The organism is Pseudomonas mohnii (assembly GCF_900105115.1).
In the GTDB taxonomy this organism is placed as follows: Bacteria; Pseudomonadota; Gammaproteobacteria; order Pseudomonadales; family Pseudomonadaceae; genus Aquipseudomonas; species Aquipseudomonas mohnii.
The window spans coordinates 4,894,403-4,920,042 of sequence record NZ_FNRV01000001.1 but is presented as its reverse complement, the minus strand read 5'-3'; the positions used below and the strand labels follow the sequence as shown (position 1 = coordinate 4,920,042).

Sequence of the window (25,640 nt, the reverse complement as noted above, 5' to 3'; positions counted from 1 at the left end):
CCTATACATGAATGGCAACAAACTATTACAGGGCAATCAGTCGCGCTCCATTCGTCCTGGACCTGTTGCCTCAGTATATTCATGCCGCAATTTCCCCGGCCAACAAAAAAATACTACGAGCCCTCCATGAAGAGCAGCACCACCCTCCTCGTCACCTGCAGCACGGTTTTTCTCGCGCAATTGGGCATGAGCATTTATCTACCCGCTCTTCCGGAAATTGCCCGGGGTCTGTCCGCTGATGCTTCGCAAGTGTCGTGGGGATTGGCCGCGTATCTGATCGGCATGGCAATGCCCATGTTGTTCTGGGGCAGCATGGCCCAGCGTGTCGGGCGCAAACCGGTGTTGCTCGCTGCACTGGGCATTTATGGTGCCGGGAATCTCGCCTTGCCCGTGAGTTCGACACTGGAGTCGTTTCTGATCCTGCGCATGCTCCAAGGCGTTGGCGCCAGCGGGATTTCGGTGATGGCCAGGGTGTTGATTCGCGACAGTTTCCGGGGTGACCTGTTGGCCAAAGCGCTGTCCTGGCTCTCGATTTCCTTTGTGGTGGCGCTGGGAATCGGCCAGTACCTGGGGTCGATTATCCAGATCGTACTAGGCTGGCCGGCGATCTTTTACTTGTTGGGTGGCGTGAGTCTGGCGATGGCGCTGATTGTGTCGCGTATTACATTCCCGACGCTGTCTGAGGAAAGCGCTCAGCGATCCGCCTGGCCCAGTTACTGGCGAATTCTGCGCCATCGATCTTTTCTGCTTCCGGCACTGACCGGCGGATTGGGGTACGGGGTGATTATCGCCTTTAACACCGCTGCGCCACTGATTCTACAAGGCCCTTTCAACTGGTCTGTCGTGGAATATGGATTGCTGGGCTGGCCTATCAGCGCGGCCTATTTTCTGGGGGCGGTGGCAGTCAACCGTTTGGTGCTGCGCATCGGTCAACGGCGCTTGATGACGGCGGGTGTAGGGCTGGTGTTGGCCGGTAGCACGCTGATGTTGCTGGGCAGCATCGCAGGCACTCCAATTGCGTTGCTATTTTGGTTGCCGTATTGCATTGCAGTGTTCGGACAGTCGTTGAATTACCCGATCAGTCTGTCGCTGGCCAACGACGGTTCACCCATTGGTGGTGCCTATGCAATGGCGCTGAGCGGTTTCATTCATCAACTGATGGCCGCCATCATCGGCGGGATTGTCAGCCTGACCGCCAGCCCGCAGCCCTGGCCGCTGTCATTGTCATGCACATTGCTGGCCTTGGGCGCGCTGCTTTGCGTGGTGCTCGCGCCCGGCCGCCAAAACGTCTAGAACGCGCTGCGGAATATCTCTTCGATCTGCCGCTGATCCGCCGCCCGGGGGTTGGTCACGCCGCATGCATCTTTCAGGGCGTTGCTGGCCAGGGTCGGGATGTCGTTGAGCCGGACGCCGAGCTCACGCAAACCGGCGGGGATGTCCACATCGAGTGCAAGGCGGCGGATGGCCTCGATAGCCGCCTGGGCGCCCTCTTCCGGGCTGAATCCGCGAATGTCGGCGCCCATGGCGTGGGCCACGTCGGTCAGGCGAACGGCGCAGACCTGGGCATTGAAGCTTTGCACGTGGGGTAACAGCACTGCGTTGCACACGCCATGGGGCAAGTCGTAGAAGCCACCCAACTGGTGAGCCATGGCATGCACGAAGCCAAGGGACGCATTGTTGAACGCCATGCCGGCCAAAAACTGCGCGTACGCCATGCCTTCCCGCGCCCCCAGGTTTTCACCGTCCTCCACCACCAGGCGCAGGTTATGGCTGATCAGGGTGATGGCCTTCAGGGCGCAGGCATCGGTGATCGGAGTGGCAGCGGTGGACACGTAGGCTTCGATGGCGTGGGTCAGGGCATCCATGCCGGTGGCGGCCGTCAGGCCCTTGGGCATGGCGATCATCAGGTCCGGATCGTTGACCGACAGCAGCGGCGTGACGTTGCGATCGACAATGGCCATTTTCACGTGCCGCGATTCGTCGGTGATGATGCAGAACCGGGTCATTTCGCTGGCCGTGCCGGCCGTGGTGTTGATGGCAATCAACGGCAGTTGCGGTTTAGTGGACCGATCGACGCCCTCGTAGTCGCGAATCTGCCCGCCGTTGGTCGCGCACAGGGCGATCCCCTTGGCACAGTCGTGGGGCGAGCCCCCACCCAGGGACACCACGAAGTCACACCGGGTCTCCTTGAGCAGACCCAGGCCGTGCTCGACGTTGGCGATGCTCGGGTTGGGTTTGGCCCCGTCGAAGATCACCGAATCGATGTCCTGCAGCGCCAGTTTCCCGGCAATCATGCTCGCCACGCCGGCCTTGGCCAGCCCGGCGTCGGTGACGATGAACGCTTTGCGAAAACCGTATTGGCGGATGGCGTCCATGGCTTCGTCCAGGCAACCGATGCCCATGATGTTCACGGCGGGGATAAAAAACGTACTAATCATGTGCGAGTCTCCTGACGAGGGGCAGACCGGCAGCACCGATCCTCTGAATGCGCTCAGGATCGACCCGTCGCCACGACGGCATGTTGATCTGGCTCAACGTCCGGTCGTGATAAAGTCGCCGCCCATCAGACCTTTTGCTTCGAGACGACAAACGCAATGACCGATTTACAGGATGTCGACGCCCAACTTGAAGACTGGAACGCCTTGCGCTCAAGCGCTGCGTTCGCCGGCTTGCTGGTGGGCAACGGCGCCAGCCGCGCCGTGTGGGACGATTTCGGCTACGACTCGCTGTTCGAGAACGCCCGCACCGTCGAAGAAAAGCCCCTGAGCCAATCGGAATTGAGTGTGTTCGATGCGCTGCAAACCCGCAGTTTCGAACAAGTGCTCAGCGCGCTGAAAACCACCAGCCGGGTCAACAAGGCCCTGGCCGTCAGCTCCGCCGCCCCGCGCAATCGTTACTATGCGATCAAGGAAGCCTTGATCAACACCGTGCACGCGGTGCATATCCCGTGGCGGTTGGTCCAGGCGTCGACCCTGGGCTCGATCAATCAGGAACTGGCCCGCTACCGCACGGTATTCACCACCAACTACGATCTGCTCAATTACTGGGCGATCCAGCACTCGCCGCAGGCGATCACCGATCTGTTCCAGGGTGACGAGCCCGGCTTCGACCTCAGCGCCACCGCCACCGACAAAACCCGCTTGCTGTACCTGCACGGTGGCCTGCACCTGGTGCGCAATCAGGACGGCACGGCGCGCAAGCTGATGTCGACCGAGGGCACATTGCTGGGTAATTTCGCGATCAACAATACGATCAAGACCCTCGACGACGTGCCGCTGTTCATCAACGAAGGGCCGAGCACGGACAAGCTCAAGACCATTCGCAGCTCGGATTATCTGTCGTTCTGCTACGACCAGTTACTGAGTCATGGCGAGGGCTTGTGCATTTTCGGCCATGCCTTGGGTGAGCAGGACAGCCACATTGTGCACGCCTTGCGTCAGGCGAAACCGCAGCGGGTGGCGATCTCGATCTATCCGCGCAGCAAGGCGTTTATCCAGCATCAGAAGCGCTATTACGCGAAGGTGTTTGAGGGGACGGGTATTGAGTTGCGCTTTTTTGACTCGAAGACCCATGCATTGGGTAGCCCGAAGCTGACCGTTCCGGTCGAAGTCTGAGGCCGGCACTTGATCGGTGGCGAGGGAGCAAGCGCCCTCGCCACAACAGCGCCAGGCTCATTCCTCGTTGCTGTGCACCACCACCAGCAACTGCGCCTGAACCTCTCCCACTGACCGTATCCGGTGCGGTTTTTGCGCGTTGAAGTGCAGCGCGTCACCGCGATCGAGCAGCACTCGCTCGTTCATAAAGTCCACTTCCACCTGCCCCTCGTGGACGAACAGAAACTCCTCCCCGGTGTGTTCCTTGAAGGCTTTGTCGGTGAATTCGGCGGGCGGATAAATGATGAATGGCAGCAGGCTGCGTTCACTGACCTGATGGGCCAGCACCGCGTAGCCGGGACTTTGATCGTTGGCCGCCAGGGACTGGCGCTCATGGCTGCGCACCAGGCTGTAGCCGTCGAGACTGACCTTGTCCTCGGAAAACAACTCCTCGACCTTCACGTTCAGCGCCTTGGCCAGTTTCAGGGCAGCCGCGATCGACGGCGTGTTCAGCCCGCGCTCGACTTTCGACAGATAGCTCTTGGTCATGCCGGATTTTTCGGCCAAGGCTTCAAGTGTCACGCCAAGTTTTTTTCTGAGTAATTTCAAACGGATAGACATGTGGAGCGATTAATCCATCAAGGAGCCGACGATTTGTCCTTGCCAATGACACAAAGTGTCATATAGCCTCTTTAGTGTCATCTGCATGAATCACCCCAAAGGACACCGATATGGCCAAGACCTTAGCACTGCCCAAAGAGCAACTGGTCAAGCAAGCGCTGACCCAGATGCAAAACACCCTCGCGGATAATACGTGGACCGACCGGCAAAAGCTGGCCCTGACGTGCCGCATTCTGTTCGAGAACGGCCATGATTCCGGACTGGCCGGGCAAATCACCGCCCGCGGCCCGCAGCCAGGCACCTATTACACTCAACAACTGGGCCTGGGTTTTGACGAAATCACCGCGAGCAACCTGTTGCTGGTCAATGAAGACCTGGACGTGCTTGCCGGCCATGGCATGCCCAATCCGGCCAACCGTTTCCACAGTTGGGTGTACCGCGCCCGGCCGGATGTGAACTGCATCATTCACACCCACCCGACCCACGTTGCGGCCTTGTCGATGCTGGAAGTGCCGCTGCAGATTTCCCACATGGACCTCTGCCCGCTCTACGACGACTGCGCGTTTCTCGAAGGCTGGCCTGGTGTGCCGGTCGGCAATGAAGAAGGCGGGTTGATTGCCGGGGCCCTGGGCGACAAACGGGCGATCCTGCTTTCCCATCACGGCCAGTTGTCCACCGGTGGCACCATCGAGGAAGCCTGTGTGATTGCCCAACTGATCGAACGCGCCGCCAGGCTGCAACTGCTGGCGATGAGCGCCGGGACCATCAAGCCGATCATCCCCGAGCTGGGCCGTGAAGCCCATGACTGGATCGCCCGGCCCAAACGACACGCCGCCGCTTTCAACTACTACGCCCGGCAGAACCTGCGTCAACACGCCGATTGCCTGAACTGAACCCCGACCTTTTACCACGGAGAGACACCATGTCGAGCACAACCATTCACGGCATCATCGGCTACACCATCACGCCTTTCACCGCCCAGGGTGAAAGTGTCGACCTCGACGCGCTCGGGCGCTCCATCGACCGTTTGATCGACAGCGGCGTGCATGCCATCGCCCCGCTGGGCAGCACCGGGGAAGGCGCTTACCTGAGCGACGCAGAGTGGGATCAAGTCGCCGAATTCAGTATCAGACACGTGGCCAAACGCGTGCCGACCATTGTCAGCGTGTCCGATCTGACCACTGCCAAAGCAGTGCGCCGCGCACGTTTCGCCGAAGCCCAGGGTGCCGATGCGGTGATGGTGTTGCCAACCGCCTACTGGAAACTCAGCGAAGCGGAAATCCTCGCCCACTACCGCGCCATCGGCGACAGCATCGGTGTGCCGATCATGCTCTACAACAACCCGGCCACCAGCGGCACCGACATGTCGGTGGACCTGATTTTGCGCATCGTCAAAGGCGTGGAAAACGTGACCATGGTCAAGGAGAGCACCGGCGACATCCAGCGCATGCATCAACTGCAACGCCTGGGCGAAGGTCAGGTGCCGTTTTACAACGGTTGCAACCCGTTGGCGCTGGAAGCGTTTGCCGCCGGGGCCAAGGGCTGGTGCACGGCGGCAACAAACCTGATCCCGCAGCTCAACCTCGACTTGTATCAGGCGGTGCTGGAAAACGACTTGAGCAAGGCGCGCGAGCTGTTCTATCGCCAGTTGCCCTTGCTGGACTTCATTCTCAAGGGTGGCCTGCCGGCGACCATCAAGGCTGGGTTGCGTGCCACCGGGCTGGAATCGGGCGATCCGCGGTTACCGGTTTTTCCGTTGAGTGAGGCTGGACGCGATCAGCTCCAGGGGCTGTTGAACACTCTGCGCTGACTTCCAACCTCATAAAACCACTGTGGGAGCGAGCTTGCCCGCTCCGACAAGTGCCTCAAAGCACCGGCAATGTCTTGTCCTTGATCACCTTGGTTGGCCCGTTGGCCTTCACACTGGCGATGCCTTTTTCCAGAGCGGTCGCAGAAGAAAAGGCCTCGCTGGTGCCGATGATCTCGTGGTTAGCGGCCTTGAGGTTGAAATAAGGGTGGCCATCCCTGGTGGTTTTTTTCTCGTAACGCTCATCCATCGGGCTGTTGGCCTGCACCGCCGCGATGCCTTTATCGGCTGCGGCGCGCGTGCTGTAGTGCTCGCTGGTCAGAATGGTCTCGGCATTGGCCGCCTTCAGTACAAACCTGAATTGACCGCTGATGCTTTTGCTCACTTCGTACCATCCGGACATGCTCTTTCTCCTTTGGCGATTGAGAGGTTGCGCGCTTCAGAGTAAAGACCAGCCCGGCAAATCTGTCGCCTGAGCCGCCGCCATCGTCGGAACGCCGCCCGGGAGCGAGCCTGCTCCGGGCGGCGTTCCGACGATGGGGCCGGCAAGTACGCCGAAAAACCTATAACACTGAGCGTTTCACCACCGACAATTCAGGCGTCGCCACCCGCCGCTGACTCAGATACCGCGTACAACTCACGCGCAAGAACGAGGCGAAATTCACCACCTCGCCGCGGTAGTCCATCACCTCTTCATACAGCTTGGCGATCAACTGGTTGGTGGTCATGCCGTCGACCTCGGCGATTTCGCTGAGGATGTCCCAGAACTGATTCTCCAGCCGCAGGGTGGTGACCACTCCGCAGATGCGCAGCGAGCGGGAGCGCGATTCGTAGAGAATCGGGTCAGCTTTGACGTAGAGCTCGCACATGGAAAGGTCCCTCGTTACAGCGTGATTTTGGTGCCCAGCAACCCAAGGAAACCCGCCAGCCAGTTCGGGTGGGCAGGCCAGGCCGGCGCGGTGGCCAGATTGCCTTGAACGTGGCCGTCCGTCACCGGAATATCGATATACGTACCGCCGGCCAGGCGCACTTCCGGCGCGCAGGCCGGGTAAGCACTGCACTCACGGCCTTCGAGAATCCCTGCCGCCGCCAGCAACTGCGCGCCGTGGCACACGGCGGCAATCGGTTTGCCGGCCTTGTCGAAATCCCGTACCAGCTCCAGGACTTTTTCGTTCAGCCGCAGGTACTCCGGCGCACGACCACCGGGCACCAGCAGCGCGTCGTAGTCCGCTGCCGCGACCTTGGCGAAGTCGAAGTTCAGGGCAAACAGGTGACCGGGCTTTTCGCTGTAGGTCTGGTCGCCTTCGAAGTCATGGATCGCCGTGCGCACGGTCTGGCCGGCGGTTTTGTCCGGGCACACCGCATGTACCGTATGACCCACCATCAACAACGCCTGGAAAGGCACCATCACTTCGTAGTCTTCGACGTAATCGCCAACCAGCATCAGAATTTTTTTAGCCGCCATGGGGAGGACTCCTCTGGAAAACGTGGGCTTGCAGGAGTATTCAAGGTAGTCCTTATCCGGCGGGTCGGGTAATAACCTGCTACTACCTGATGGACCGCGTTACCGTTCTTCGCGGGCTTGCCCGCGAAGGCGTCCTCAAACTGTACGGATAACTCTGCACCTAGCTGTAACAGCGCGCTCCCCGCCAATTATGGCTAGATGAAGGCACCCCCACCCACCTCGATTCTGGTTGCCATCATGTCCTCCCGCGAAAACACCGGCATGGCCCTTGGCCTGCTCGGCGTTGTGATCTTCAGCCTCACCCTGCCCTTCACGCGAATCGTCGTGCAAGAGCTCCACCCACTGCTCAACGGCTTGGGCCGGGCCCTGTTCGCGGCGATTCCCGCGGCACTGCTGTTGCTCTGGCGTCGTGAGAAATGGCCGACCTGGAAGCAGGTCAAAGGCCTGACCCTGGTGATTGCCGGGGTGATCCTGGGCTTCCCGGTGTTGTCGGCCTGGGCCATGCAAACCTTGCCGGCGTCCCATGGCGCCCTGGTCAATGGCCTGCAGCCCCTGTGCGTGGCGTTGTACGCGGCATGGCTGTCCCATGAACGACCGTCGAAGGCGTTCTGGGCCTGCGCCGCACTGGGCAGTGCGTTGGTGTTGGGGTATGCGCTGATCAGCGGTGCCGGGAGCATTCAGGCCGGCGATTTGCTGATGCTCGGAGCGATTGCCGTGGGCGGCCTGGGGTATGCCGAAGGGGGACGCCTGGCCAAGGAAATGGGCGGCTGGCAGGTGATCTGCTGGGCGCTGGTGCTGTCGACGCCCGTGTTGATCGGGCCGGTGGTGTACCTGGCGCTGCAACATCAAGGCGATATCTCGGCGAAAACCTGGTGGGCTTTCGGCTATGTCTCGCTGTTTTCGCAGTTCATCGGGTTCTTTGCCTGGTACGCCGGGCTGGCCATGGGCGGAATTGCGCGGGTCAGTCAGATCCAGTTGCTGCAGATCTTCTTCACCATCGCCTTCTCGGCGCTGTTCTTCGGCGAACACGTCGAGCCGATCACCTGGCTGTTTGCCGCCGGAGTGATCGTGACGGTGATGTTGGGACGCAAGACCGCCATCAAACCCGCGCGCATTGCCACCGCATAAATCCTGTGGGAGCCAGCAAGCTGGCTCCTACATGGGTTCACAGGTAGCCGTCAGCCCGCAGCAGCGTTTCCAGGCAATGCTCGCTGATGTGGTAGAAATCCTTCAGCTCCTGGATCTTCACCAACAGCTGGGCCGGGTCCACCGGCTCGGCGCGTTTGACCGCCAGGATCATCTTGTTCTTGTTGGTATGGTCCAGTGAGATGAACTCGAACACCTTGGTCTCGTAACCGCAGGCTTCGAGGAACAGCGCACGCAGACTGTCGGTCACCATCTCAGCCTGCTGGCCCAGGTGCAAACCGTACTGCAGCATCGGTTTGAGCAATGCCGGGCTCTGGATTTGCAGGCGAATCTGTTTATGGCAGCACGGCGAGCACATGATGATCGACGCGCCGGAACGGATACCGGTGTGAATCGCGTAGTCGGTGGCGATATCACAGGCGTGCAGCGCGATCATGACGTCCAGCTCGCTCGGCGCCACGCTGCGCACGTCACCACACTTGAAGACCAGCCCCGGATGCTCAAGCTTGGCCGCGGCGGCATTGCAGAGGGTGACCATGTCCTCACGCAACTCGACACCCGTCACTTCGCCCTCGGCGTTCAAGGTATTGCGCAGGTAATCGTGAATGGCAAAGGTCAGGTAACCCTTGCCCGAACCGAAGTCCGCCACGCGCACGGGCTTGTCCAGCGCCAAGGGTGACGAGGTCAGGGCGTGGCTGAACACTTCGATGAATTTGTTGATCTGCTTCCACTTGCGCGACATCGCCGGGATCAGCTCATGCTGCTTGTTGGTCACGCCAAGGTCGGCGAGAAACGGTCGGCTCAGGTCGAGGAAGCGGTTTTTCTCGCGGTTGTGCTCGGCGGACGGCACTTCACGCAATTGCTGGGGTTTGCTCTTAAACAGTGAAGGCTTGCCCTTTTTGCTGTATTCGAGCTGGGCTTCATCGGTCAACGACAGTAAATGCGCATTCTTGAACGACGCGGGAAGCAGTTCGGCAATGCTTGCCACCCCTTCGGCCAGCGGCAGGTTCTTGGTGATGTCGCGGGTTTTGTAGCGATAGACGAAGGACAGGCAAGGCTGCGACTTGACGGTGACCGGCTTGATGATGATCCGCTGCAGCTCCGCCTCTTCGCCGACGTATTTGGCCAGCACCAGTTTGATGAAGGCATTCTGATCGAGGCTCGATTGCAGCAAATCGATGAATTGAGCGTGATGATCCGGCACGAGGCTGGCGGGAGTGGCGGTGACAGACATGAAAAACGGCCTCGGGCGATACGAATCGGGGGGAATGCCGGGTATTTTAGGGGGGCCGGGGGTTTTGGGCACGGGGTTATTTTGTGGCAGGTCTTGGTCACGCCACCCAAGACCTGAATAAATGCCTTTAAAGCGTCACGGCTCAACCAGGCGAAGCTTACGGTTACTCGGCGAATTGATCACGTATTTGACGATCAGCCCGACCGGTACCGCCCAGGTAAGACCGTTGAGCGGGTCAGTCACCACCGCGACGGTTTCAGAACTCGCGGCGATGTCCAGGCGCCGACGATCATGGCTCGATTTGAGCTCCCCATAAGCATGACTGACCAGTCTTTCCGCCACATGCATGGGCACATCGACACTTTGCAAATGCTTGACGGCACGACAGAACAACACCTGGTCATCGAGCAATCCGTCGCTTTCATGTCGAACCAGAAAGGCCTGGGCCATGGCCAGCAGATCCTCATTCAATTCCGGGTTTTCATCGACTTCGTTCATGCTCACGGCTCCTGTTGCGTGTCCGTCGATGTTTCACTGACTGCAACAGGCCGGGCGGCACGGCGCAAGTCCGGCCCGGCGCAAGGTAACCGAACCGCCGGGTTGGGCATTCCACTGGGGGAAAGTTCATGGGTCATTTCGAACTCGGCGCGAACCGACCAGCCGCACGCTTCCGACGTACATTGCAAATAGGCGACCCGCAGAAAAATATGACGGCCCTCGCTGGTTCGAATACGCATTCGGCTCAAGCAGTGCGGACACACCATCTTGTAAGTACTCATGCCTGCTTCCCGGTGGTCATCTGGTGGTAATCGAGATTGTCAAACGCAATACTGCTGGAAGCGTTGCTCGCCAGGATCCGTTCTTGCGAATGGCGCCTGCCGGACAAAGGGAAGTGCAATGGGCAGAAGCGTATTGGGTAAGAACTAAACCCGTAGGAAATCACCTTGCTACCATTAGGAAGTTTCGACATCGTATTCTTCTGATTCATAGTTGACGATTGATTACTCACAAGAAAAAAAGTACTCATTACGCATAAGTTAGGCACTCAAAAAGCATATGTCAAAAGGAAGAGGCTCAAATTGCGTAGCAAAAAATCACAGGCTGTTCTGACGCGCCTGAAGCAAATTACCGGTACTAAAAGCGATGCATCATTATCCTCCGCACTAAAGATCAGCCCGCAAACCCTCAGTAGCTGGAAAGGTCGCGATAGCACACCATACTCATTATGCGTAGATATCGCACAAACCCGTGGCATCTCTCTTGATTGGTTACTGCTCGGTGAAGGGCCGGTATTACGGCCTGTTCCCGGGCAGTCATCCGAGGAAAATCAAGACAATTCGAACCGGGAAAATACAATTCTCGCGTTATGGCGATTGCTCAATGAAGAGGATCGCCACGCCATTCAATATGCACTGGAGGAAAAGCGACGCCTGCGTGATATGGAACTTCAACTAGCGGAAATGACCGCCATCCTTAAGACACTTCAACCATCGAAAGAAACATAAAGTCATATCTAAACAGAAGTGCGGTTACTTCAAGGCGCGCCATAGCACAATGATATTTCCTTCATTTCGTATGATCAGTACGCATAACAACACGCTCACCACTGAATGCCATGGACTCACAGGTACAGAGGTTATAAGTACATCCATCCCGGCCACGCAAAACAGCCCCCCACACAGGCTGGTCAACAGTCCGTCGCGCCAACGGTGTCGCATTTCATCACGCTGATAACAGGCCAGCCTGAATGCACTCAACAAATGAGCAATGCCGGTTATGAGGGCAAGTGCAACGGCGTCATCACCCATCATCCTCGCCCTCTCAAATGCCGAACGATTTCCCCCAGGGCGGCACCGTCAATCCACAGCATGAGCTTGATGCTGATGGGAATGACGACCAGCGCACAAAGAAACGCCGTCACACCCGCTGTCAGGAATGGGGTCAACGGCAGTGCCACCGGCGTGAAGAGATAACCGACGCCCGCCGACAGCAACCAGGAGCCGATACGCTGCCACGCCTTGAAATTGGAGCGCGTCGTGGTCACCAGCCACGCCCCGAGCGATGCACCGAACAGCACCTCGCCATCAATCGCGGGCAGAGTCGCGACACCCAAGCCCAACAGCAGTCCACCGACACTGTTGTAGGTCGAGTCAGTCAGGCTCATGGGGGCCTCGCCATTCAACCTCGCCCACGCTGATGGCGCCCGCCTCAATGGCTTTGAGCAAGGCAGCGCTACGAGACCTGACCGCAAACTTGCGGCGAATATTGGAGAAGTGGAAGTTGACCGTGGATTCCGAACAATTCTGAATCCTGGCGATTTCCCACGAGGTTTTACCTTTGAAGCACCACATCAGGGTTTGTGTTTCTTTGGCCGTCAGTTGCACCGGCAGAGCCTGCGCGCCGCCGCGGGCGCCAGCCAAAGAGTCGAGCATTTGATGCATTGACATAGGAACTCTCTCTTATCAGAACGCCCGTCGTGCGGCGTTCACTGTTAGGAGAGATGTTGAAGACTGGCCTGAACCCGGACAACCGACGGTCATTGTCCCTGGAAGCGCTACAAAAGATCGTGGTCAAAATGCCTAGCCAAGCACTACCAGGCGATTGGGCAACTCGTTGCGCACATGGGTCACCGGCACATGAACCTTGAGTAACTCGCCGCACGCCTCGACGCAGTTGACGAACCCCTGCAACGTCTGTCCTTGCCGCACTTGTTGGGTGAACGTCGCGACAATCGCGTCCCAGTTCTTGTCGTCCAGGCGACTGGAGATCCCTTCATCTACCAGAATTTCTACATAGCGCTCGGCCTCACAGACGAATATCAACATACCAGTGCGGCCAACCGTGTGGTGCAGGTTTTGCTCCAGGAACTGTCGCCGCGCCAGGTTGGAAGCACGCCAGTGCCGCACCGCGCGCGGGATGAGGTGGGTGGTGATTTTCGGCAGGCGGAACACCAGGCACAGGACGATGAAACTGATCCATTGCACCAGCAGCAGGCTGTGCAGGGTCAACCACCCCGTCAGGTAATGCACGATACCCGGCACCACCAGCGCCAGCAGACTGGCCCAGAGCAGCGGGATGTACGCATAGTCGTCGGCGCGGGCCGCGAGCACGGTCACCAGCTCCGCGTCGGTGTCGCGCTCGACCCGGGCAATGGCCTCGGCCACTTTGCGTTGTTCATGTTCAGTGAGTAATGCCATGTCTTGAAGATGCCTGTTCGCTATTGTTTTTATCACCAGCCGCCCGACGAACCACCGCCCCCGAAACTGCCCCCGCCGCCGCTGAAGCCACCGCCGCCACCGCCGCCGAAACCTCCACCGCCGAAACCGCCTCCGGAGCCGCCCGCCCCCCCACGGCCGGCGGGAAGGATACCGAGCATCTGGCAGACAAACACAGTCAGGATGAACAGCAGCACCAAAAACACGAAGATACCCGGATGCCGCGAGACGAAATCGTCACCCGGATCGCCTCTGGATTCATAGGCGGTCGATGGCTCGTCCAGGGCGTTGCCACCCAGCACCACCAACATCGCCGCCACCCCGTCGCTGATACCTTTGCTGAAGTGACCGGCCTTGAAGGACGGGGTGATGACCTGATGGATGATCACCGAGCTCTGCGCATCGGTCAGGCGATCTTCCAGGCCATAACCGACTTCGATGCGCAGTTTGCGCTCGTCACGGGCCACGATCAGCAAGGCTCCGTTGTTCTTGTCCTTCTGCCCGATCCCCCAGTAGCGCCCCAGTTGATAGCCGAAATCGGCGATGTCGGTGCCCTGCAAGTCCGGCACCGTGACCACGACCACCTGCTCGCCGGTGGCTTTTTCATGAGCCTGAAGCTGCTGCGTCAGTTGCTCGCGCACCGCTGGCTCAATCATCTGGGCGTTATCCACCACCCGGCCGGTCAGCTGCGGAAACTTCAATTCGGCCTGGGCCGCCAGGGCAACCCACCAGACCAACAGCATCAGGCCTATCTTCAACGCTCGCATTGGCAACCTCGACAGCACCGACGGCAATTCAGAATTTGACCTCGGGCGCCTTCTCCGAACCCGGCGTGGCTTCGAAGGTCTCGCGAATCGGCAGATTGCTGTACATCACGCTGTGCCACAGGCGTCCGGGGAACGTGCGGATTTCGGTGTTGTACTTCTGCACCGCGAGAATGAAATCGCGGCGGGCGACGGCGATGCGGTTCTCGGTACCTTCAAGTTGCGATTGCAGGGCCAGGAAGTTCTGGTTGGCCTTGAGGTCCGGGTAGCGCTCGGAGACCACCATCAACCGGCTCAACGCACCACTGAGCTGATCCTGGGCCTGTTGGTATTGCTTGAGTTTTGCCGGGTCGTCCAGGGTCGAAGCATCGACCTGGATCGACGTGGCCTTGGCCCGGGCCTCGATCACGGCGGTCAGGGTTGCCTCTTCGTGCTTGGCGTAGCCCTTGACGGTCTCCACCAGATTGGGAATCAGGTCGGCACGGCGCTGATACTGGTTTTGCACCTGGCCCCAGGCAGCCTTGGCCTGTTCATCGAGGGTCGGAATATTGTTGATGCCGCAGGCAGTCAGCAATGTGGCCAGCACCAGCAGCGTGGCGACCTGCAAGCGAGAACGGTAGGTTGGACTGACATTCATCAGGATGATGCTCCGTTGTACATTTATTGAAAAAACCGACCGTGAAACCTTCTGAGTCGGCTCTTGGGGCATAATCGCCCGCGCCTCTGGATTGCAACGGGCCGATGGGCTAAAAAGAGCCCCTGCGCAAAGACACATCCGATTCGGCTGCCGTATTTTGGCTGTCGTTTATCGAGTCTGCACCCGAACAACAATAGTCGCTCCCTAAATTTTGGCTGGCCGGCGTGTGTACTCGCCGTTTGGGCCCTTGAGAAAACTATTCATGAAGAAGCTGTGTTTGCTGGGCCTGCTCGTCAGCCTGGCCAGTCATAACGTATTGGCCGCCACGACACCCGCACCCCTGGAGAACAAGGACGCCTTCATCAGCAAACTGATGAAGCAAATGACCCTCGATGAAAAAATCGGCCAGTTACGCCTGATCAGCATCGGCCCGGAAATGCCCCGGGAGCTGATCCGCAAGGAAATCGCGGCCGGCAAGATCGGTGGTACGTTCAACTCGATCACCCGCCCGGAAAACCGCCCGATGCAGGACGCGGCGATGCGCAGCCGGCTGAAGATCCCGATGTTCTTCGCCTATGACGTGATCCACGGCCACCGCACCATTTTCCCGATCCCGCTGGCCCTGGCCTCGAGCTGGGACATGGATGCCATCGGCCTGTCCGGGCGCATCGCCGCCAAGGAAGCCGCGGCTGACAGCCTCGACATCACCTTCGCGCCGATGGTCGACATCTCCCGCGACCCGCGCTGGGGTCGCACGTCCGAAGGCTTCGGCGAAGACACTTATCTCGTCTCGCGGATTGCCGGCGTGATGGTCAAGGCGTTCCAGGGCGCCGGCGCGAATGCCGCCGACAGCATCATGGCCAGCGTCAAGCACTTCGCCTTGTACGGCGCCGTCGAGGGCGGTCGCGACTACAACGTGGTCGACATGAGCCCGGTCAAGATGTACCAGGATTACCTGCCGCCCTACCGCGCCGCCATTGACGCCGGCGCTGGCGGGGTGATGGTCGCGCTGAACTCGATCAACGGCGTGCCGGCCACCGCCAACACCTGGCTGATGAACGACCTGCTGCGCAAGGAGTGGGGCTTCAAGGGGCTGGCGGTCAGTGACCACGGCGCGATTTTCGAACTGATCAAGCACGGCGTGGCCGCTGACGGTCGCGAAGCGGCGAAGCTGGCGATCAAGGCCGGCATCCACATGAGCATGAACGACACGCTCTATGGCAAAGAGCTGCCGGGGCTGTTGAAGTCTGGCGAGATCAAGCAAAGCGATATCGACAACGCCGTGCGTGCCGTACTGGGCGCCAAGTACGACATGGGCCTGTTCAAGGACCCGTACCTGCGCATCGGCAAGGCCGAGGATGACCCGGCCGACACCTACGCCGACAGCCGCCTGCACCGCGCCGAAGCCCGCGATGTGGCGCGTCGCAGCCTGGTGCTGCTGAAGAACCGGAACGAGACCCTGCCGCTGAAGAAAACCGCGAAAATCGCGCTGGTCGGTCCGCTGGCCAAGGCGCCGATCGACATGATGGGCAGTTGGGCCGCCGCCGGGAAACCCGCGCAATCGGTGACCCTGTTCGACGGCATGAACGCCGCCGTCGCCGACAAGGCAACGCTGATCTACGCCCGTGGCGCCAACATCACCAACGACAAGAAAGTCCTCGATTACCTGAACTTCCTCAACTTCGATGCACCGGAAGTGGTGGATGACCCGCGCCCGGCCCATGAGCTGATCGACGAAGCGGTCAAGGCCGCCAAGGATGCCGATGTCGTGGTGGCCGCCGTGGGTGAATCCCGTGGCATGTCCCACGAATCCTCGAGCCGCACCGACATCAATATCCCGGAAAACCAGCGTGAGCTGATCCGCGCCTTGAAAGCCACCGGCAAACCGCTGGTGCTGGTACTGATGAACGGCCGTCCGCTGTCGATTCTCGAAGAGAAGGAACAGGCTGACGCGATCCTGGAAACCTGGTTCAGCGGCACCGAAGGCGGCAACGCCATCGCCGACGTGCTGTTCGGCGACTACAACCCGTCCGGCAAACTGCCGATCACCTTCCCGCGTTCGGTGGGGCAGATTCCGACCTACTACAACCACCTGACCATTGGCCGGCCGTTCACGCCGGGCAAACCGGGCAACTACACCTCGCAGTATTTCGATGACACCACCGGCCCCCTGTACCCGTTCGGCTATGGCCTGAGCTACACCGACTTCAGCCTGAGCGAGATGGCCCTGTCATCGACCACGCTGAACAAGACCGGCAAGCTCGACGCCAGCGTCACGGTGAAAAACACTGGCCAGCGTGATGGCGAAACCGTGGTACAGCTGTACATCCAGGACGTGACCGGCTCAATGATCCGGCCGATCAAGGAACTGAAGAACTTCCAGAAAGTGATGCTCAAGGCCGGCGAACAGAAGGTCGTGCACTTCACCATCACCGAGGACGACCTGAAGTTCTTCAACGCCCAGCTCAAGTACGCGGCGGAACCGGGCAAGTTCAACGTGCAGATCGGCCTGGATTCCGAGGACGTGACGCAGCAGAGCTTTGAACTGCTGTAATCCTTAGAGCTGCAGGAAGTACCTGTGGGAGCGAGTTCGCTCCCACAGGTTTTTGGATCGTTCACAAAATCAAGTAACACCTTCGGACTTGTGGGAGCTGGCTTGCCAGCGATGGCGGCCTGACAGACACCTTGGATGTGACTGCCAGACCGCTCCCACAGTGTTTTTTGGTGTTGCGCCTATCCCCGCCGATCCAGCAGATTCACCACGACCCGATCCACCCATCCCCATACCCTCTGCTTCACCCGCCGCCACAGCGGTCGGCGCTTCCACGACTCCAGGCTCACTTCCTGGCTCAAGGCGAAGTCGTTTTCGAAACTCGCCTTCACCGCCCGGGTCAGTCCGGCGTCCAGTGATTCAAGGTTGGCTTCGAGGTTGAAACGCAAATTCCAGTGATCGAAATTGCACGAGCCGATGCTCACCCAGTCATCGATCAGAACCATTTTCAAATGCAGGAAGCAGGGCTGGTACTCAAAAATCCTCACCCCGGACTTGAGCAGTCGCGGGTAGTAGCGATGCCCGGCATAGCGCACGGAAGGGTGATCGGTGCGCGGCCCGGTCAGCAGCAGCCGCACATCGACACCGCGGCTGGCCGCGCGACGCAATGAACGCCGGACTCTCCAGGTCGGCAGAAAATAAGGGGTGGCGAGCCAGACTCGCTTGTGCCCGCTGTTCAAGGCACGAACCAGCGAATGCAGGATGTCCCGATGCTGACGGGCGTCGGCATAGGCGACCCGGCCCATGCCCTCGCCCGTGGAGGGCACCCGCGGCAAGCGCGGCAGGCCGAAGTGCGAGGCGGGTTTCCAGGCGCGGCGATGGCGGTTGGCGATCCATTGCCGATCGAACAGCAACTGCCAGTCAAGGACCAGCGGCCCCGTGATTTCCACCATCACCTCGTGCCACTCACTGACATCCTCGCCCGGCGTCCAGAATTCATCGGTGACACCGGTGCCGCCGACCACCGCCAGGCTCTGGTCCACCAGCAACAGCTTGCGGTGATCGCGGTAGAAATTACCGACCCAACGCCGCCAGCTCAGGCGATTGTAGAAACGCAGCTCGACCCCGGCGGCCATCAGGCGCTGACGCAGGTTCAACGTGAAGGCCAGGCTGCCGTAATCATCGAACAGGCAACGCACCCGCACACCGCGCCCGGCGGCCTGGACCAACGCCTGAACCATCGCCTCGGCGCAGGCACCCGCCTCCACCAGGTACAACTCCAGTTCGACTTGCTCCTCGGCACGGGCAATCGCCACCAGCATGCGCGGAAAAAACTGCGGGCCGTCGATCAGCAGTTCGAAGTGGTTGCCTTCACGCCAGGGAAAGACGGGGCCGGCCATGTCAGCGCGCCGTGAAGATCAGGACGGCACCCACCGGCACCGACAGGCTGATCGCCGACAGCCCGGCGAGCTTGCGCAACGCTTCCAGGCCGGGGGCCAGGTCGAAGTCTTCGGCATTGATCACCACCGGCTCCAGCGTCACCACCTGAAAGCGCCGGTCATCGAGACGGGTCGCCAGCAACTCGGTGTTGTAGGTGTGTTGCTGGCCATGCAGGTTGACGGTGAGCGGCAAGCGCAGTTCCAGCTGCGCACCGGGGGCGAGATCGTTGATCGGGCGCAGATCGATCTGCGTGGTGATCAGCGCTTCGGGAAACTTGTCGATCTCGAACAGCTCTTTGCGCATGCGCTCGTCGCGCAACGGAATGCCGCTGTTGATCGATTCAAGCTCGACCTCCACCTCGGCCACCCCTTTGGGATCGACCTTGCCGTGCAACACCAGAAAGCGCTGCACTTCGGAAACATTGGCGTTTTTGGTGCTGACGAACGACAGCCGCGAAGACTCGCCGTCCAGGTACCAGTTGGCCTGGGCCGACAACGAAGCGCCGGCCAACAGCAGGATGGAGAAGCTTTTGATGATGGAACGCTTGAACATAGTGACTCGTGGGGCAGATAAACCTGTGCTGAACCTTAACTGCCCTGACACAGGTTGCAAACATTAATGCCAAAGAGCCTGAATTAAAGGCACGCGTCTGTGGCAAGCCCCCTCGCCCAAAAAAAGCGTCGATTCAGTCAAGGCGACAGCCCTGACGCTCACCGATCCACACGGAACTGTTGCTGCGTCCCAAACCGCTGACGGTAACGCGCTTGCTGGCGGCGTCATCGGTAAAGCCGCTGATGGGCAGCCACTGTTTCACGTAGCCACGGCAGTACTCGGCGCCGTTGTTCATCACGTAGCGGCACGAGCAATATTCCTTGGCGGTGTAGGCGCTGATGATGTCCGGGAACGCCGACAGCGCCACCCGCTCCCGCCAGATCCAGCCGGACAATACGATCAGCACAATCAACAGCAAGGTGCTGAACGGCCGGCGACGAACGAAGCTGCGTCGGTTCATGGCTGCACCTTGCCGCCAAAGGCCTTGAGCGCGAGTTTGAGTAATTGGTTGTGTTGGTAACTGTCGTCGCGGTCATCGCCGTAGCGCACGATCACCAGGTTTTCGCTGGGGATCACGTACATCGCCTGCCCCCAGTGTCCTAGCGCGGCGAAGGTGTCCGCGGGTGCGTCGGGCCAGGGCCGGGGCGCGCCCTCCACGTCGCGGTTGAGCCACCAGTGGCCGCCGGGCACGGCGTCGTCCTGCCTGGCGTGATAGCGGGCGAAGGGTTCGCGGTTGAAGGCCACCCAATCCTTGGGCAGCAACTGGCGCTCGCCCCAGCGCCCGTCGCGGGCCATCAACAGACCGACCCGCGCCAGATCCCGCGCGGTGAGGTAGGCGTAAGACGAGGCGACGAAGACACCTGTGGCGTCGGTTTCCCAGACGGCATGGCGAATGCCCAGGGGTTCAAACAGCGCGGTCCACGGATAGTCTGCATAGCGGGCCGGACCGACGATGCCCTTCAGCGCAGCGGACAACAGACTGCTGTCACCGCTGGAGTAACGAAACACCTGCCCCGGTGCGGCGTACGCGTCCTGATCGACGGTAAACGCCGCCATGTCGCGGTGCCCACGGGTGTAGAGCATCGCTACCACTGAGGATTTCAATGGCGCGTATTCGTAGTCTTCCTGCCAGTCCAGGCCCGAGGCCCAGTGCAGCAGGTCGGCCATGGTCATGTCAGGGTGTTTTTTCAGTGGCGGGTAGAACTTCGCCACCGGGTCCTGCAGATTGAACCGGCCTTCGCCGTAGGCCACGCCCAGCACCGTGGCCATCAGGCTCTTGCTGATGGACCAGGTCAGGTGCGGCGTTGCGGCGGTGGTCGGGCCAGCGTAACGCTCGAAGACCAACTGGCCATCGCGAATCACCAGCAAGGCATCGGTGCGGACACCCTGGCGAGTGGTGTCGTTGCGCGGTGGGAAGGCGTAATTCTCAAACGTCCGAAGCGCCGGCCCGGCGACGCTCGGGCCGGGTGACCACTGTTCGCCTGGCCAGTTTTCCGCGTGGACCGCGAGACTGAACAGCAGCACAAAAAACAGCGACAGGCCTTTGGGCATGGCGGGTGCTCGTGGGGATTAACCTTCTGAGCCTAGTCGAGGTTGATGACAGTTTTGAAAATTGCATTGCCGGAAAGATGGCCATCGCGAGCGAGCTCGCTCCCACACGTTTTTTGGGTGAATGAAATATTGTTCATGGCACAAAACCTGTGGGAGCGAGCTTGCTCGCGATGGGGCCAGTCAGATCGCCGCCAATGCTTTGGCAAGACGCTTGCCACGTGCCCCCGCCGCCAGATCCATCACTGCCTGATCACGCTGCCACATCGCCGCCCACTGTGGCGGGCCTTCGGCCAGCGCTTGATTGATTTCAGCCTTGAGCCCCTCGAACTGCGCAAACAAGCCGCCGAGCAACACATGCCCGCACGGATTGTTCGGTGCCTGGCGGCTGACTTCCGCGCACCCGGCCAGCAGCGCCAGCAAGCGCAGTTGCAAGGCTTGCGGCCAATCACTGTCCTGGCCGACGCCGTACAGCCACGCCGTCATGGCGCTCAACACATAGATGTCTTCCAGGGTTCGGAACGGTTTGACGTAGGCGTCCCAACCGTCCCCGGCCAGCAACTCGCACAAAGCGTTGTCCAGAAACACCCGGCCATGGCTGACGTCCGGCATCAACGGGATCGCCGCCAGTTTTTCCACTCGTACGCCCGGTTCACCGGGATAAACCACCGCCAGGCTCAGACACGGATCGTCGCCGGGGGCCTCACTGCGCGCAGCGATCAACAGCCAGTCGGCGGCATCGCCAGCGGTGACAAAGTCCTTGCGCCCGCTCAAGCGCAAATCGTGCAGACGGGTTTGCATGTCCGCCACTCGCAGGCTGCGCTGCTCAGTGGCGCATAACGCGCCGAGGCTCAATGGCGCGCTCGGCCACAACATGCGCAAGGCGGCTTGATACCCCACCAGAAATGCCAGCCCCGGGGTCGCCATCATCCGCCCCCCCGCCACCGCCAAATCAAAGGGCGTGACCGTGCCCAAGAGGTGCAACAAGGTCGCGAAGCCCTCACCCAGGTCCGGGTTGGCGGGCAAGCGATCGCGGCGAATCAACAGGGTTTGCCAGGGCATAAGAGGCTCCTTGTGGGCTGTCATATAAGCATCACCAAAGCTTAACGGCGATGACACCGGCGCTACATAGCCTGACTTTGCACAACACGGCTGCATAAAGAAAGTCGACCGGCTGCACCCAAAGACGAGTGAACAGCCCGCACGGAGATTCGCCATGACTCAGATCGCCCGCATCAGCGACACCGGCAACGAACGCCGCCTGCAAGCCGAACGCCTGGTCGGCATCGAGGCTCTGCAGGAAGCCCAGGCCCTGCGCTTCAACGTGTTCAGCGGCGAATTCAACGCCACCCTCAAGGGCGCGGAACTGGGTCTGGACATGGATGACTACGATGTTCACTGCGCCCACATCGGCGTACGTGACCTCAACACCGGGCGCCTGGTGGCCACCACTCGTTTGCTCGATCACACCGCCGCCAGCAGCCTGGGCAGGTTTTACAGCGAAGAAGAATTCAGCCTGCACGGCCTGATCCATCTGCAAGGCCCGATCCTGGAAATCGGCCGCACCTGCGTCGATCCGGCCTACCGCAACGGCGGCACCATCGCCGTGCTCTGGAGCGAACTGGCCGAAGTGCTGAACCAGGGTGGCTACAGCTACTTGATGGGATGCGCGAGCATTCCGATGCAGGACGGCGGGATTCAGGCCCACGCGATCATGCAGCGCCTGCGCGAACGCTACCTGTGCACCGAGCACCTGCGGGCCGAACCGAAGAAGCCACTGCCGACCCTCGATATTCCATCGAACGTGATCGCCGAAATGCCGCCGCTGCTCAAGGCCTACATGCGCCTGGGCGCAAAAATCTGCGGCGAGCCATGCTGGGACGAAGACTTCCAGGTTGCCGATGTGTTCATCCTGCTCAAGCGCGATGAGCTCTGCCCGCGTTACGCCAAACACTTCAAGGCGGCTGTGTGATGCGTCGGTTGCGCGTGTACGCGCGAATCGCGCGGGTGCTGCTGGTGGTCGGGCTCGGCCTGAGCATGGCCACCGTGTTCGGGGTGTTCGAGCGCCTGGGCATGGCGCACTCGATGGAGCGCCGTCAGCGCTGGTCGCGTTTTTTCATGGCGCGCCTGAGCAACGCCCTGCCCTTCGACGTGACGGTGCAAGGGGAACTGCCGAAGACGTCGATGCTCTGGGTCAGCAACCATGTGTCCTGGACCGACATCCCGTTGCTGGGGATGCTCACGCCGTTGTCGTTCCTGTCCAAGGCCGAAGTGCGGACCTGGCCGGTGGCGGGCTGGCTGGCGGCCAAGGCCGGCAGTCTGTTCATCCGTCGCGGTTCGGGCGACAGCCAGTTGATCCGCAAACAGATGACTCGCCACCTGGAGCAGGCACACCCGCTGCTGATGTTCCCGGAAGGCACCACCACCGATGGCCGTTCGCTGCGCACCTTTCACGGTCGCTTGTTGTCGGCGGCGATTGATTCCGAAGTGAAGCTGCAACCGGTGGCGATTCGTTATGTGCGTGACGGTGAGCCTTGCCTGCTGGCACCGTTCATTGGCGAAGATGATTTGCTGTCGCACCTGATGCGTTTGTTTGCCAACGACCGGGGGCAAGTGGAAATCCATCTGCTCAAGCCGATCGCTTGCGACGGTCGCGAACGCGCGGCGCTGGCGTTCGAGGCACAGCAGGCGGTGCAGAAGGCATTGTTCGGGGCGATTCCGGAAACACAACCGGCCCCGATGCGCCCCGCCATCGCGGCCTGAACACATCCCCCCCTGTGGGAGCTGGCTTGCCAGCGATAGCGGCGGGTCAGCCAATGGGGATGTTGGATGATCCGGACTTATCGCTGGCAAGCCAGCTCCCACAGTGATCTATGTTGTCGGATGCTTCTGCGCAAACGCCTGAAGCTGCGGATAGAACAACCGGAAGTCCTCGCTCAACGGCTCGTACAACATCCGCAACTCCTGCATCGCGGCGGCCAGTTCCTCAGGCCGGGTCAAGCGCCGGGAAATCCCCCTCAGCACCTGCTCCAGCACCTCAAACTCCCGGTAAGACCCCAACCAGTCATTGGCCACCATGTGCGGTGCGATTTTCGCCAGCCGTTCGGGCAACTGCCGTTCACTGGACAACACCCGGTATACGTCCGAGGTGAAATGCTCCAGCGGCCGATCCGCGTACAGCACCCAGTCCCGCGCCAGGCAGTGGTCGAAGAACACGTCGAGGACGATCCCGGCATAGCGCCTGCGCGTCAGGGAAAACCGCGACAACGAAGCATCCACCAACGGGTGGCGATCGGTGAATACGTCGATGCTGCGATGCAGCTGGATGGCCGTTTCGATCTCCGGATCGAACTGCCCTTGCAGCCGTCCCTTGACGAAATCGCCATACAGACTGCCGAGCAGTTGACCGGGACGCTGGCCACCGAGGTGAAGATGTGCGAGATAGTTCATGGTCGCAGCTTAGCACTGCCCCTTGTATCGACACACCAACGTATCGTTATAACTCGATATACCGAAATGTGAGCGGGTCAGATCCAAATCATATTTGTATATCGCGAAATACCGATTTAAAGTTCGCCCCATCGCGATATAGCGTTTTAATCATCACGAGCCCACACCCATGACCCTCAATCTCGACGAAATAATAAAAGCCCTGGCGCACCCGGTACGGCGAGAAATCCTGCACTGGCTCAAAGACCCGGACGTCGAATTTCCAGACCAGACCCACAGCAACGAGCACGGCGTTTGCGCCGGGCAGATCGATCAACGTTGCGGCTTGTCGCAGTCCACGGTGTCCGCGCACCTGGCGACCCTGCAACGCGCCGGCCTGATCAGCAGCCGCAAAGTCGGCCAGTGGCATTTCTTCAAACGCAACGAGGAAACCATTCAGGAATTCCTCAAGACCTTCAGCAAAGAGCTCTGACCCTTAAAGTCAGCCAAAAGGGAATTCACCCATGCCTCTCTCGCTACTCATCCTGGCCTTGAGCGCCTTCGCCATCGGCACCACGGAGTTCGTCATCATGGGCTTGCTGCCCAACGTGGCGGCCGACCTCGGTGTGTCGATCCCCGGTGCCGGCTGGCTGGTGACCGGGTACGCCCTGGGCGTGGCCATCGGTGCGCCGTTCATGGCGCTGGCCACCGCCAAACTGCCGCGCAAGGCTGCGCTGGTGGCGTTGATGGGCATATTCATTATCGGCAACCTGCTGTGCGCGGTGGCCAGTGACTACAACGTGCTGATGCTCGCCCGTGTGGTGACAGCGCTGTGTCATGGTGCCTTCTTCGGGATTGGCTCGGTGGTGGCGGCGGGCCTGGTGCCAGCGAACAAACGTGCATCGGCCGTGGCCCTGATGTTCACCGGCCTGACCCTGGCCAACGTCCTCGGCGTGCCGCTGGGCACCGCGCTCGGTCAGGAAGCCGGCTGGCGCTCGACCTTCTGGGCGGTGACGGTCATCGGTGTGATCGCGCTGATCGGCCTGATTCGTTTTCTGCCGGCCAAGCGCGATGAAGAAACACTCGACATGCGTGCCGAACTACGCGCTCTCAAAGGCGCCGGCATCTGGTTGTCCCTGAGCATGACCGTGCTGTTCGCCGCCTCGGTGTTCACCCTCTTTACCTACGTCGCGCCGCTGCTGGGCGAAGTCACCGGCGTCTCGCCCCGAGGCGTGACCTGGAGCCTGATGCTGATCGGCCTGGGCCTGACCGTCGGCAACATCATCGGCGGCAAGCTGGCGGACAAAGGCCTGGCCGCGACGCTGATCGGCGTCTTCATCGCCATGGCCGTGGTCTCCACCGTACTGACCTGGACCAGCGTCGCGCTGATCCCCACCGAAATCACCCTGTTCCTCTGGGCCACCGCGTGTTTCGCCGCCGTGCCGGCCCTGCAAGTCAACGTGGTGACCTACGGCAAGGCCGCGCCGAACCTGGTGTCGACCCTGAACATCGGCGCATTCAACGTCGGCAACGCACTCGGCGCCTGGATCGGCGGCAGCGTGATTGCCCACGGCTTCGGCCTGACCAGCGTGCCACTCGCCGCCGCGGCACTGGCGGTGCTCGCCCTGCTGGCCACCCTGATCACTTTCCGCCAGAGCGGCAATCCCGAACTGGCTCCTGCGACTAACTGATTGACCA

Annotated in this window: 31 protein-coding genes; 11 read left to right on the top strand and 20 right to left on the bottom strand. The window is 60.5% G+C overall.

All coding sequences use genetic code 11. From position 1 onward, the window contains the following. The first annotated feature begins 126 nt into the window (after positions 1 to 126). The gene (locus BLV61_RS22845; protein WP_090467585.1) at positions 127 to 1,293 is read left to right on the top strand and encodes a multidrug effflux MFS transporter; all 1,167 of its coding nucleotides are present in this window, start codon (positions 127 to 129) and stop codon (positions 1,291 to 1,293) included. On the opposite strand, the gene yiaY is transcribed toward BLV61_RS22845, so the two are convergent. After that, complete coding sequence (gene yiaY / locus BLV61_RS22840) at positions 1,290 to 2,438, bottom strand: L-threonine dehydrogenase (RefSeq protein ID WP_047526577.1); 1,149 nt, start codon at positions 2,436 to 2,438, stop codon at positions 1,290 to 1,292. The genes BLV61_RS22845 and yiaY overlap by 4 nt on opposite strands. 156 nt (positions 2,439 to 2,594) lie before the next feature. Here yiaY and BLV61_RS22835 point away from each other — a divergent pair, with 156 nt between their 5' ends. Further along, entirely contained in the window at positions 2,595 to 3,614 is a 1,020-nt protein-coding gene (locus BLV61_RS22835) for a DUF4917 family protein (protein ID WP_090467583.1), read from the top strand. Between the two features lie 57 nt (positions 3,615 to 3,671). On the opposite strand, the gene BLV61_RS22830 is transcribed toward BLV61_RS22835, so the two are convergent. Continuing rightward, the gene (locus tag BLV61_RS22830; protein ID WP_090467581.1) at positions 3,672 to 4,214 is read right to left on the bottom strand and encodes a helix-turn-helix domain-containing protein; all 543 of its coding nucleotides are present in this window, start codon (positions 4,212 to 4,214) and stop codon (positions 3,672 to 3,674) included. Between the two features lie 110 nt (positions 4,215 to 4,324). Between BLV61_RS22830 and BLV61_RS22825 the strand changes: the two genes are divergently transcribed. Continuing rightward, the gene (locus tag BLV61_RS22825; protein WP_090467579.1) at positions 4,325 to 5,107 is read left to right on the top strand and encodes an aldolase; all 783 of its coding nucleotides are present in this window, start codon (positions 4,325 to 4,327) and stop codon (positions 5,105 to 5,107) included. Positions 5,108 to 5,136: 29 nt separating this feature from the next. Further along, positions 5,137 to 6,024 (top strand): dihydrodipicolinate synthase family protein, encoded by an 888-nt coding sequence (locus tag BLV61_RS22820; RefSeq protein WP_047526571.1) that lies wholly within the window; start codon positions 5,137 to 5,139, stop codon positions 6,022 to 6,024. 55 nt (positions 6,025 to 6,079) lie between these two features. Here the strand turns inward: BLV61_RS22820 and BLV61_RS22815 are convergent, their stop codons facing one another. The 3 genes from BLV61_RS22815 to BLV61_RS22805 form a co-directional block, all read right to left on the bottom strand. Then, entirely contained in the window at positions 6,080 to 6,424 is a 345-nt protein-coding gene (locus BLV61_RS22815) for a YegP family protein (RefSeq protein WP_047526570.1), read from the bottom strand. A gap of 160 nt (positions 6,425 to 6,584) precedes the next feature. Continuing rightward, positions 6,585 to 6,890 (bottom strand): ribbon-helix-helix domain-containing protein, encoded by a 306-nt coding sequence (locus BLV61_RS22810; RefSeq protein WP_090467577.1) that lies wholly within the window; start codon positions 6,888 to 6,890, stop codon positions 6,585 to 6,587. Positions 6,891 to 6,904: 14 nt separating this feature from the next. Then, on the bottom strand, positions 6,905 to 7,486 hold the full coding sequence (locus BLV61_RS22805; RefSeq protein WP_047526566.1) for a DJ-1/PfpI family protein: 582 nt from the start codon (positions 7,484 to 7,486) through the stop codon (positions 6,905 to 6,907). A 237-nt stretch (positions 7,487 to 7,723) separates the two neighbouring features. Here BLV61_RS22805 and BLV61_RS22800 point away from each other — a divergent pair, with 237 nt between their 5' ends. Beyond that, complete coding sequence (locus BLV61_RS22800) at positions 7,724 to 8,614, top strand: DMT family transporter (RefSeq protein ID WP_090469957.1); 891 nt, start codon at positions 7,724 to 7,726, stop codon at positions 8,612 to 8,614. A 37-nt stretch (positions 8,615 to 8,651) separates the two neighbouring features. Here BLV61_RS22800 and BLV61_RS22795 read toward each other — a convergent pair whose 3' ends face one another. The 3 genes from BLV61_RS22795 to BLV61_RS22785 all read right to left on the bottom strand — a co-directional run bounded on the left by BLV61_RS22795 (position 8,652) and on the right by BLV61_RS22785 (position 10,645). Continuing rightward, entirely contained in the window at positions 8,652 to 9,866 is a 1,215-nt protein-coding gene (locus BLV61_RS22795) for a class I SAM-dependent methyltransferase (protein WP_090467575.1), read from the bottom strand. Positions 9,867 to 10,001: 135 nt separating this feature from the next. Beyond that, positions 10,002 to 10,364 carry a hypothetical protein gene (locus tag BLV61_RS22790; protein ID WP_090467572.1) on the bottom strand — a complete coding sequence of 121 codons (363 nt, stop codon included), beginning with the start codon at positions 10,362 to 10,364 and terminating at the stop codon, positions 10,002 to 10,004. 2 nt (positions 10,365 to 10,366) lie between these two features. After that, positions 10,367 to 10,645 (bottom strand): Ogr/Delta-like zinc finger protein, encoded by a 279-nt coding sequence (locus BLV61_RS22785; RefSeq protein ID WP_081997822.1) that lies wholly within the window; start codon positions 10,643 to 10,645, stop codon positions 10,367 to 10,369. 300 nt (positions 10,646 to 10,945) lie between these two features. On the opposite strand from BLV61_RS22785, the gene BLV61_RS22775 reads away from it, so the two are divergent. Further along, entirely contained in the window at positions 10,946 to 11,371 is a 426-nt protein-coding gene (locus tag BLV61_RS22775; protein ID WP_090467568.1) for a helix-turn-helix domain-containing protein, read from the top strand. 24 nt (positions 11,372 to 11,395) lie between these two features. Here BLV61_RS22775 and BLV61_RS22770 read toward each other — a convergent pair whose 3' ends face one another. The 6 genes from BLV61_RS22770 to BLV61_RS22745 all read right to left on the bottom strand — a co-directional run bounded on the left by BLV61_RS22770 (position 11,396) and on the right by BLV61_RS22745 (position 14,482). Beyond that, on the bottom strand, positions 11,396 to 11,674 hold the full coding sequence (locus BLV61_RS22770) for a phage holin family protein (RefSeq protein WP_047538330.1): 279 nt from the start codon (positions 11,672 to 11,674) through the stop codon (positions 11,396 to 11,398). Next, complete coding sequence (locus BLV61_RS22765) at positions 11,674 to 12,030, bottom strand: putative holin (protein WP_090467566.1); 357 nt, start codon at positions 12,028 to 12,030, stop codon at positions 11,674 to 11,676. The genes BLV61_RS22770 and BLV61_RS22765 overlap by 1 nt, the downstream gene beginning before the upstream one ends. Then, positions 12,017 to 12,313 (bottom strand): helix-turn-helix domain-containing protein, encoded by a 297-nt coding sequence (locus tag BLV61_RS22760; protein ID WP_090467564.1) that lies wholly within the window; start codon positions 12,311 to 12,313, stop codon positions 12,017 to 12,019. The genes BLV61_RS22765 and BLV61_RS22760 overlap by 14 nt, the downstream gene beginning before the upstream one ends. Positions 12,314 to 12,445: 132 nt before the next feature. Then, positions 12,446 to 13,063 carry a TPM domain-containing protein gene (locus BLV61_RS22755; protein WP_090467562.1) on the bottom strand — a complete coding sequence of 206 codons (618 nt, stop codon included), beginning with the start codon at positions 13,061 to 13,063 and terminating at the stop codon, positions 12,446 to 12,448. A gap of 32 nt (positions 13,064 to 13,095) precedes the next feature. Then, positions 13,096 to 13,848 carry a TPM domain-containing protein gene (locus BLV61_RS22750; RefSeq protein WP_090467560.1) on the bottom strand — a complete coding sequence of 251 codons (753 nt, stop codon included), beginning with the start codon at positions 13,846 to 13,848 and terminating at the stop codon, positions 13,096 to 13,098. A gap of 28 nt (positions 13,849 to 13,876) precedes the next feature. After that, positions 13,877 to 14,482, bottom strand: coding sequence for a LemA family protein (locus BLV61_RS22745; protein ID WP_090467557.1), 606 nt, complete (start codon positions 14,480 to 14,482; stop codon positions 13,877 to 13,879). 262 nt (positions 14,483 to 14,744) lie between these two features. On the opposite strand from BLV61_RS22745, the gene bglX reads away from it, so the two are divergent. After that, positions 14,745 to 17,036, top strand: coding sequence for a beta-glucosidase BglX (bglX, locus tag BLV61_RS22740; RefSeq protein WP_047526548.1), 2,292 nt, complete (start codon positions 14,745 to 14,747; stop codon positions 17,034 to 17,036). A gap of 179 nt (positions 17,037 to 17,215) precedes the next feature. Here bglX and BLV61_RS22735 read toward each other — a convergent pair whose 3' ends face one another. The 5 genes from BLV61_RS22735 to BLV61_RS22715 all read right to left on the bottom strand — a co-directional run bounded on the left by BLV61_RS22735 (position 17,216) and on the right by BLV61_RS22715 (position 21,575). Further along, a complete protein-coding gene (locus BLV61_RS22735) occupies positions 17,216 to 18,373 on the bottom strand; it encodes a phospholipase D-like domain-containing protein (protein ID WP_090467554.1) in 1,158 nt (385 codons plus the stop codon). Position 18,374: 1 nt separating this feature from the next. Next, a complete protein-coding gene (locus BLV61_RS22730; RefSeq protein WP_047526541.1) occupies positions 18,375 to 18,965 on the bottom strand; it encodes a YceI family protein in 591 nt (196 codons plus the stop codon). Positions 18,966 to 19,098: 133 nt separating this feature from the next. Next, the gene (locus BLV61_RS22725; protein ID WP_047526539.1) at positions 19,099 to 19,425 is read right to left on the bottom strand and encodes a hypothetical protein; all 327 of its coding nucleotides are present in this window, start codon (positions 19,423 to 19,425) and stop codon (positions 19,099 to 19,101) included. After that, on the bottom strand, positions 19,422 to 20,516 hold the full coding sequence (locus tag BLV61_RS22720; RefSeq protein WP_090467550.1) for a serine hydrolase domain-containing protein: 1,095 nt from the start codon (positions 20,514 to 20,516) through the stop codon (positions 19,422 to 19,424). The genes BLV61_RS22725 and BLV61_RS22720 overlap by 4 nt, the downstream gene beginning before the upstream one ends. Before the next feature lie 180 nt (positions 20,517 to 20,696). After that, positions 20,697 to 21,575, bottom strand: a complete 879-nt coding sequence (locus tag BLV61_RS22715) for an acyl-CoA dehydrogenase family protein (protein WP_090467548.1) — start codon at positions 21,573 to 21,575, stop codon at positions 20,697 to 20,699. A gap of 154 nt (positions 21,576 to 21,729) precedes the next feature. Here BLV61_RS22715 and olsB point away from each other — a divergent pair, with 154 nt between their 5' ends. Both olsB and BLV61_RS22705 read left to right on the top strand, forming a co-directional pair. Next, positions 21,730 to 22,485: an L-ornithine N(alpha)-acyltransferase gene (gene olsB / locus BLV61_RS22710; RefSeq protein WP_047526532.1), complete on the top strand. Its 756-nt coding sequence runs from the start codon at positions 21,730 to 21,732 to the stop codon at positions 22,483 to 22,485. Next, positions 22,485 to 23,276: a lysophospholipid acyltransferase family protein gene (locus BLV61_RS22705; protein ID WP_090467546.1), complete on the top strand. Its 792-nt coding sequence runs from the start codon at positions 22,485 to 22,487 to the stop codon at positions 23,274 to 23,276. Before olsB ends, BLV61_RS22705 begins: the two co-directional genes overlap by 1 nt. A 108-nt stretch (positions 23,277 to 23,384) precedes the next feature. On the opposite strand, the gene BLV61_RS22700 is transcribed toward BLV61_RS22705, so the two are convergent. Further along, on the bottom strand, positions 23,385 to 23,963 hold the full coding sequence (locus BLV61_RS22700) for an acyl carrier protein phosphodiesterase (RefSeq protein WP_090467544.1): 579 nt from the start codon (positions 23,961 to 23,963) through the stop codon (positions 23,385 to 23,387). Between the two features lie 169 nt (positions 23,964 to 24,132). Between BLV61_RS22700 and BLV61_RS22695 the strand changes: the two genes are divergently transcribed. Both BLV61_RS22695 and BLV61_RS22690 read left to right on the top strand, forming a co-directional pair. Further along, positions 24,133 to 24,435, top strand: a complete 303-nt coding sequence (locus BLV61_RS22695; RefSeq protein ID WP_047526527.1) for an ArsR/SmtB family transcription factor — start codon at positions 24,133 to 24,135, stop codon at positions 24,433 to 24,435. A gap of 31 nt (positions 24,436 to 24,466) precedes the next feature. Further along, positions 24,467 to 25,633 (top strand): MFS transporter, encoded by a 1,167-nt coding sequence (locus tag BLV61_RS22690; RefSeq protein ID WP_047526525.1) that lies wholly within the window; start codon positions 24,467 to 24,469, stop codon positions 25,631 to 25,633. The last annotated feature ends 7 nt before the right edge of the window (positions 25,634 to 25,640 follow it).

What these genes read in the sequence shown, in the direction of transcription:
- BLV61_RS22845 (WP_090467585.1), top strand. Translation starts at nt 127, where the DNA reads ATGAAGAGCAGCACCACCCTCCTCGTCACCTGCAGCACGGTTTTTCTC.
- yiaY (WP_047526577.1), bottom strand. Translation starts at nt 2,438, where the DNA reads ATGATTAGTACGTTTTTTATCCCCGCCGTGAACATCATGGGCATCGGT.
- BLV61_RS22835 (WP_090467583.1), top strand. Translation starts at nt 2,595, where the DNA reads ATGACCGATTTACAGGATGTCGACGCCCAACTTGAAGACTGGAACGCC.
- BLV61_RS22830 (WP_090467581.1), bottom strand. Translation starts at nt 4,214, where the DNA reads ATGTCTATCCGTTTGAAATTACTCAGAAAAAAACTTGGCGTGACACTT.
- BLV61_RS22825 (WP_090467579.1), top strand. Translation starts at nt 4,325, where the DNA reads ATGGCCAAGACCTTAGCACTGCCCAAAGAGCAACTGGTCAAGCAAGCG.
- BLV61_RS22820 (WP_047526571.1), top strand. Translation starts at nt 5,137, where the DNA reads ATGTCGAGCACAACCATTCACGGCATCATCGGCTACACCATCACGCCT.
- BLV61_RS22815 (WP_047526570.1), bottom strand. Translation starts at nt 6,424, where the DNA reads ATGTCCGGATGGTACGAAGTGAGCAAAAGCATCAGCGGTCAATTCAGG.
- BLV61_RS22810 (WP_090467577.1), bottom strand. Translation starts at nt 6,890, where the DNA reads ATGTGCGAGCTCTACGTCAAAGCTGACCCGATTCTCTACGAATCGCGC.
- BLV61_RS22805 (WP_047526566.1), bottom strand. Translation starts at nt 7,486, where the DNA reads ATGGCGGCTAAAAAAATTCTGATGCTGGTTGGCGATTACGTCGAAGAC.
- BLV61_RS22800 (WP_090469957.1), top strand. Translation starts at nt 7,724, where the DNA reads ATGTCCTCCCGCGAAAACACCGGCATGGCCCTTGGCCTGCTCGGCGTT.
- BLV61_RS22795 (WP_090467575.1), bottom strand. Translation starts at nt 9,866, where the DNA reads ATGTCTGTCACCGCCACTCCCGCCAGCCTCGTGCCGGATCATCACGCT.
- BLV61_RS22790 (WP_090467572.1), bottom strand. Translation starts at nt 10,364, where the DNA reads ATGAACGAAGTCGATGAAAACCCGGAATTGAATGAGGATCTGCTGGCC.
- BLV61_RS22785 (WP_081997822.1), bottom strand. Translation starts at nt 10,645, where the DNA reads ATGAGTACTTACAAGATGGTGTGTCCGCACTGCTTGAGCCGAATGCGT.
- BLV61_RS22770 (WP_047538330.1), bottom strand. Translation starts at nt 11,674, where the DNA reads ATGGGTGATGACGCCGTTGCACTTGCCCTCATAACCGGCATTGCTCAT.
- BLV61_RS22765 (WP_090467566.1), bottom strand. Translation starts at nt 12,030, where the DNA reads ATGAGCCTGACTGACTCGACCTACAACAGTGTCGGTGGACTGCTGTTG.
- BLV61_RS22760 (WP_090467564.1), bottom strand. Translation starts at nt 12,313, where the DNA reads ATGTCAATGCATCAAATGCTCGACTCTTTGGCTGGCGCCCGCGGCGGC.
- BLV61_RS22755 (WP_090467562.1), bottom strand. Translation starts at nt 13,063, where the DNA reads ATGGCATTACTCACTGAACATGAACAACGCAAAGTGGCCGAGGCCATT.
- BLV61_RS22750 (WP_090467560.1), bottom strand. Translation starts at nt 13,848, where the DNA reads ATGCGAGCGTTGAAGATAGGCCTGATGCTGTTGGTCTGGTGGGTTGCC.
- BLV61_RS22745 (WP_090467557.1), bottom strand. Translation starts at nt 14,482, where the DNA reads ATGAATGTCAGTCCAACCTACCGTTCTCGCTTGCAGGTCGCCACGCTG.
- bglX (WP_047526548.1), top strand. Translation starts at nt 14,745, where the DNA reads ATGAAGAAGCTGTGTTTGCTGGGCCTGCTCGTCAGCCTGGCCAGTCAT.
- BLV61_RS22735 (WP_090467554.1), bottom strand. Translation starts at nt 18,373, where the DNA reads ATGGCCGGCCCCGTCTTTCCCTGGCGTGAAGGCAACCACTTCGAACTG.
- BLV61_RS22730 (WP_047526541.1), bottom strand. Translation starts at nt 18,965, where the DNA reads ATGTTCAAGCGTTCCATCATCAAAAGCTTCTCCATCCTGCTGTTGGCC.
- BLV61_RS22725 (WP_047526539.1), bottom strand. Translation starts at nt 19,425, where the DNA reads ATGAACCGACGCAGCTTCGTTCGTCGCCGGCCGTTCAGCACCTTGCTG.
- BLV61_RS22720 (WP_090467550.1), bottom strand. Translation starts at nt 20,516, where the DNA reads ATGCCCAAAGGCCTGTCGCTGTTTTTTGTGCTGCTGTTCAGTCTCGCG.
- BLV61_RS22715 (WP_090467548.1), bottom strand. Translation starts at nt 21,575, where the DNA reads ATGCCCTGGCAAACCCTGTTGATTCGCCGCGATCGCTTGCCCGCCAAC.
- olsB (WP_047526532.1), top strand. Translation starts at nt 21,730, where the DNA reads ATGACTCAGATCGCCCGCATCAGCGACACCGGCAACGAACGCCGCCTG.
- BLV61_RS22705 (WP_090467546.1), top strand. Translation starts at nt 22,485, where the DNA reads ATGCGTCGGTTGCGCGTGTACGCGCGAATCGCGCGGGTGCTGCTGGTG.
- BLV61_RS22700 (WP_090467544.1), bottom strand. Translation starts at nt 23,963, where the DNA reads ATGAACTATCTCGCACATCTTCACCTCGGTGGCCAGCGTCCCGGTCAA.
- BLV61_RS22695 (WP_047526527.1), top strand. Translation starts at nt 24,133, where the DNA reads ATGACCCTCAATCTCGACGAAATAATAAAAGCCCTGGCGCACCCGGTA.
- BLV61_RS22690 (WP_047526525.1), top strand. Translation starts at nt 24,467, where the DNA reads ATGCCTCTCTCGCTACTCATCCTGGCCTTGAGCGCCTTCGCCATCGGC.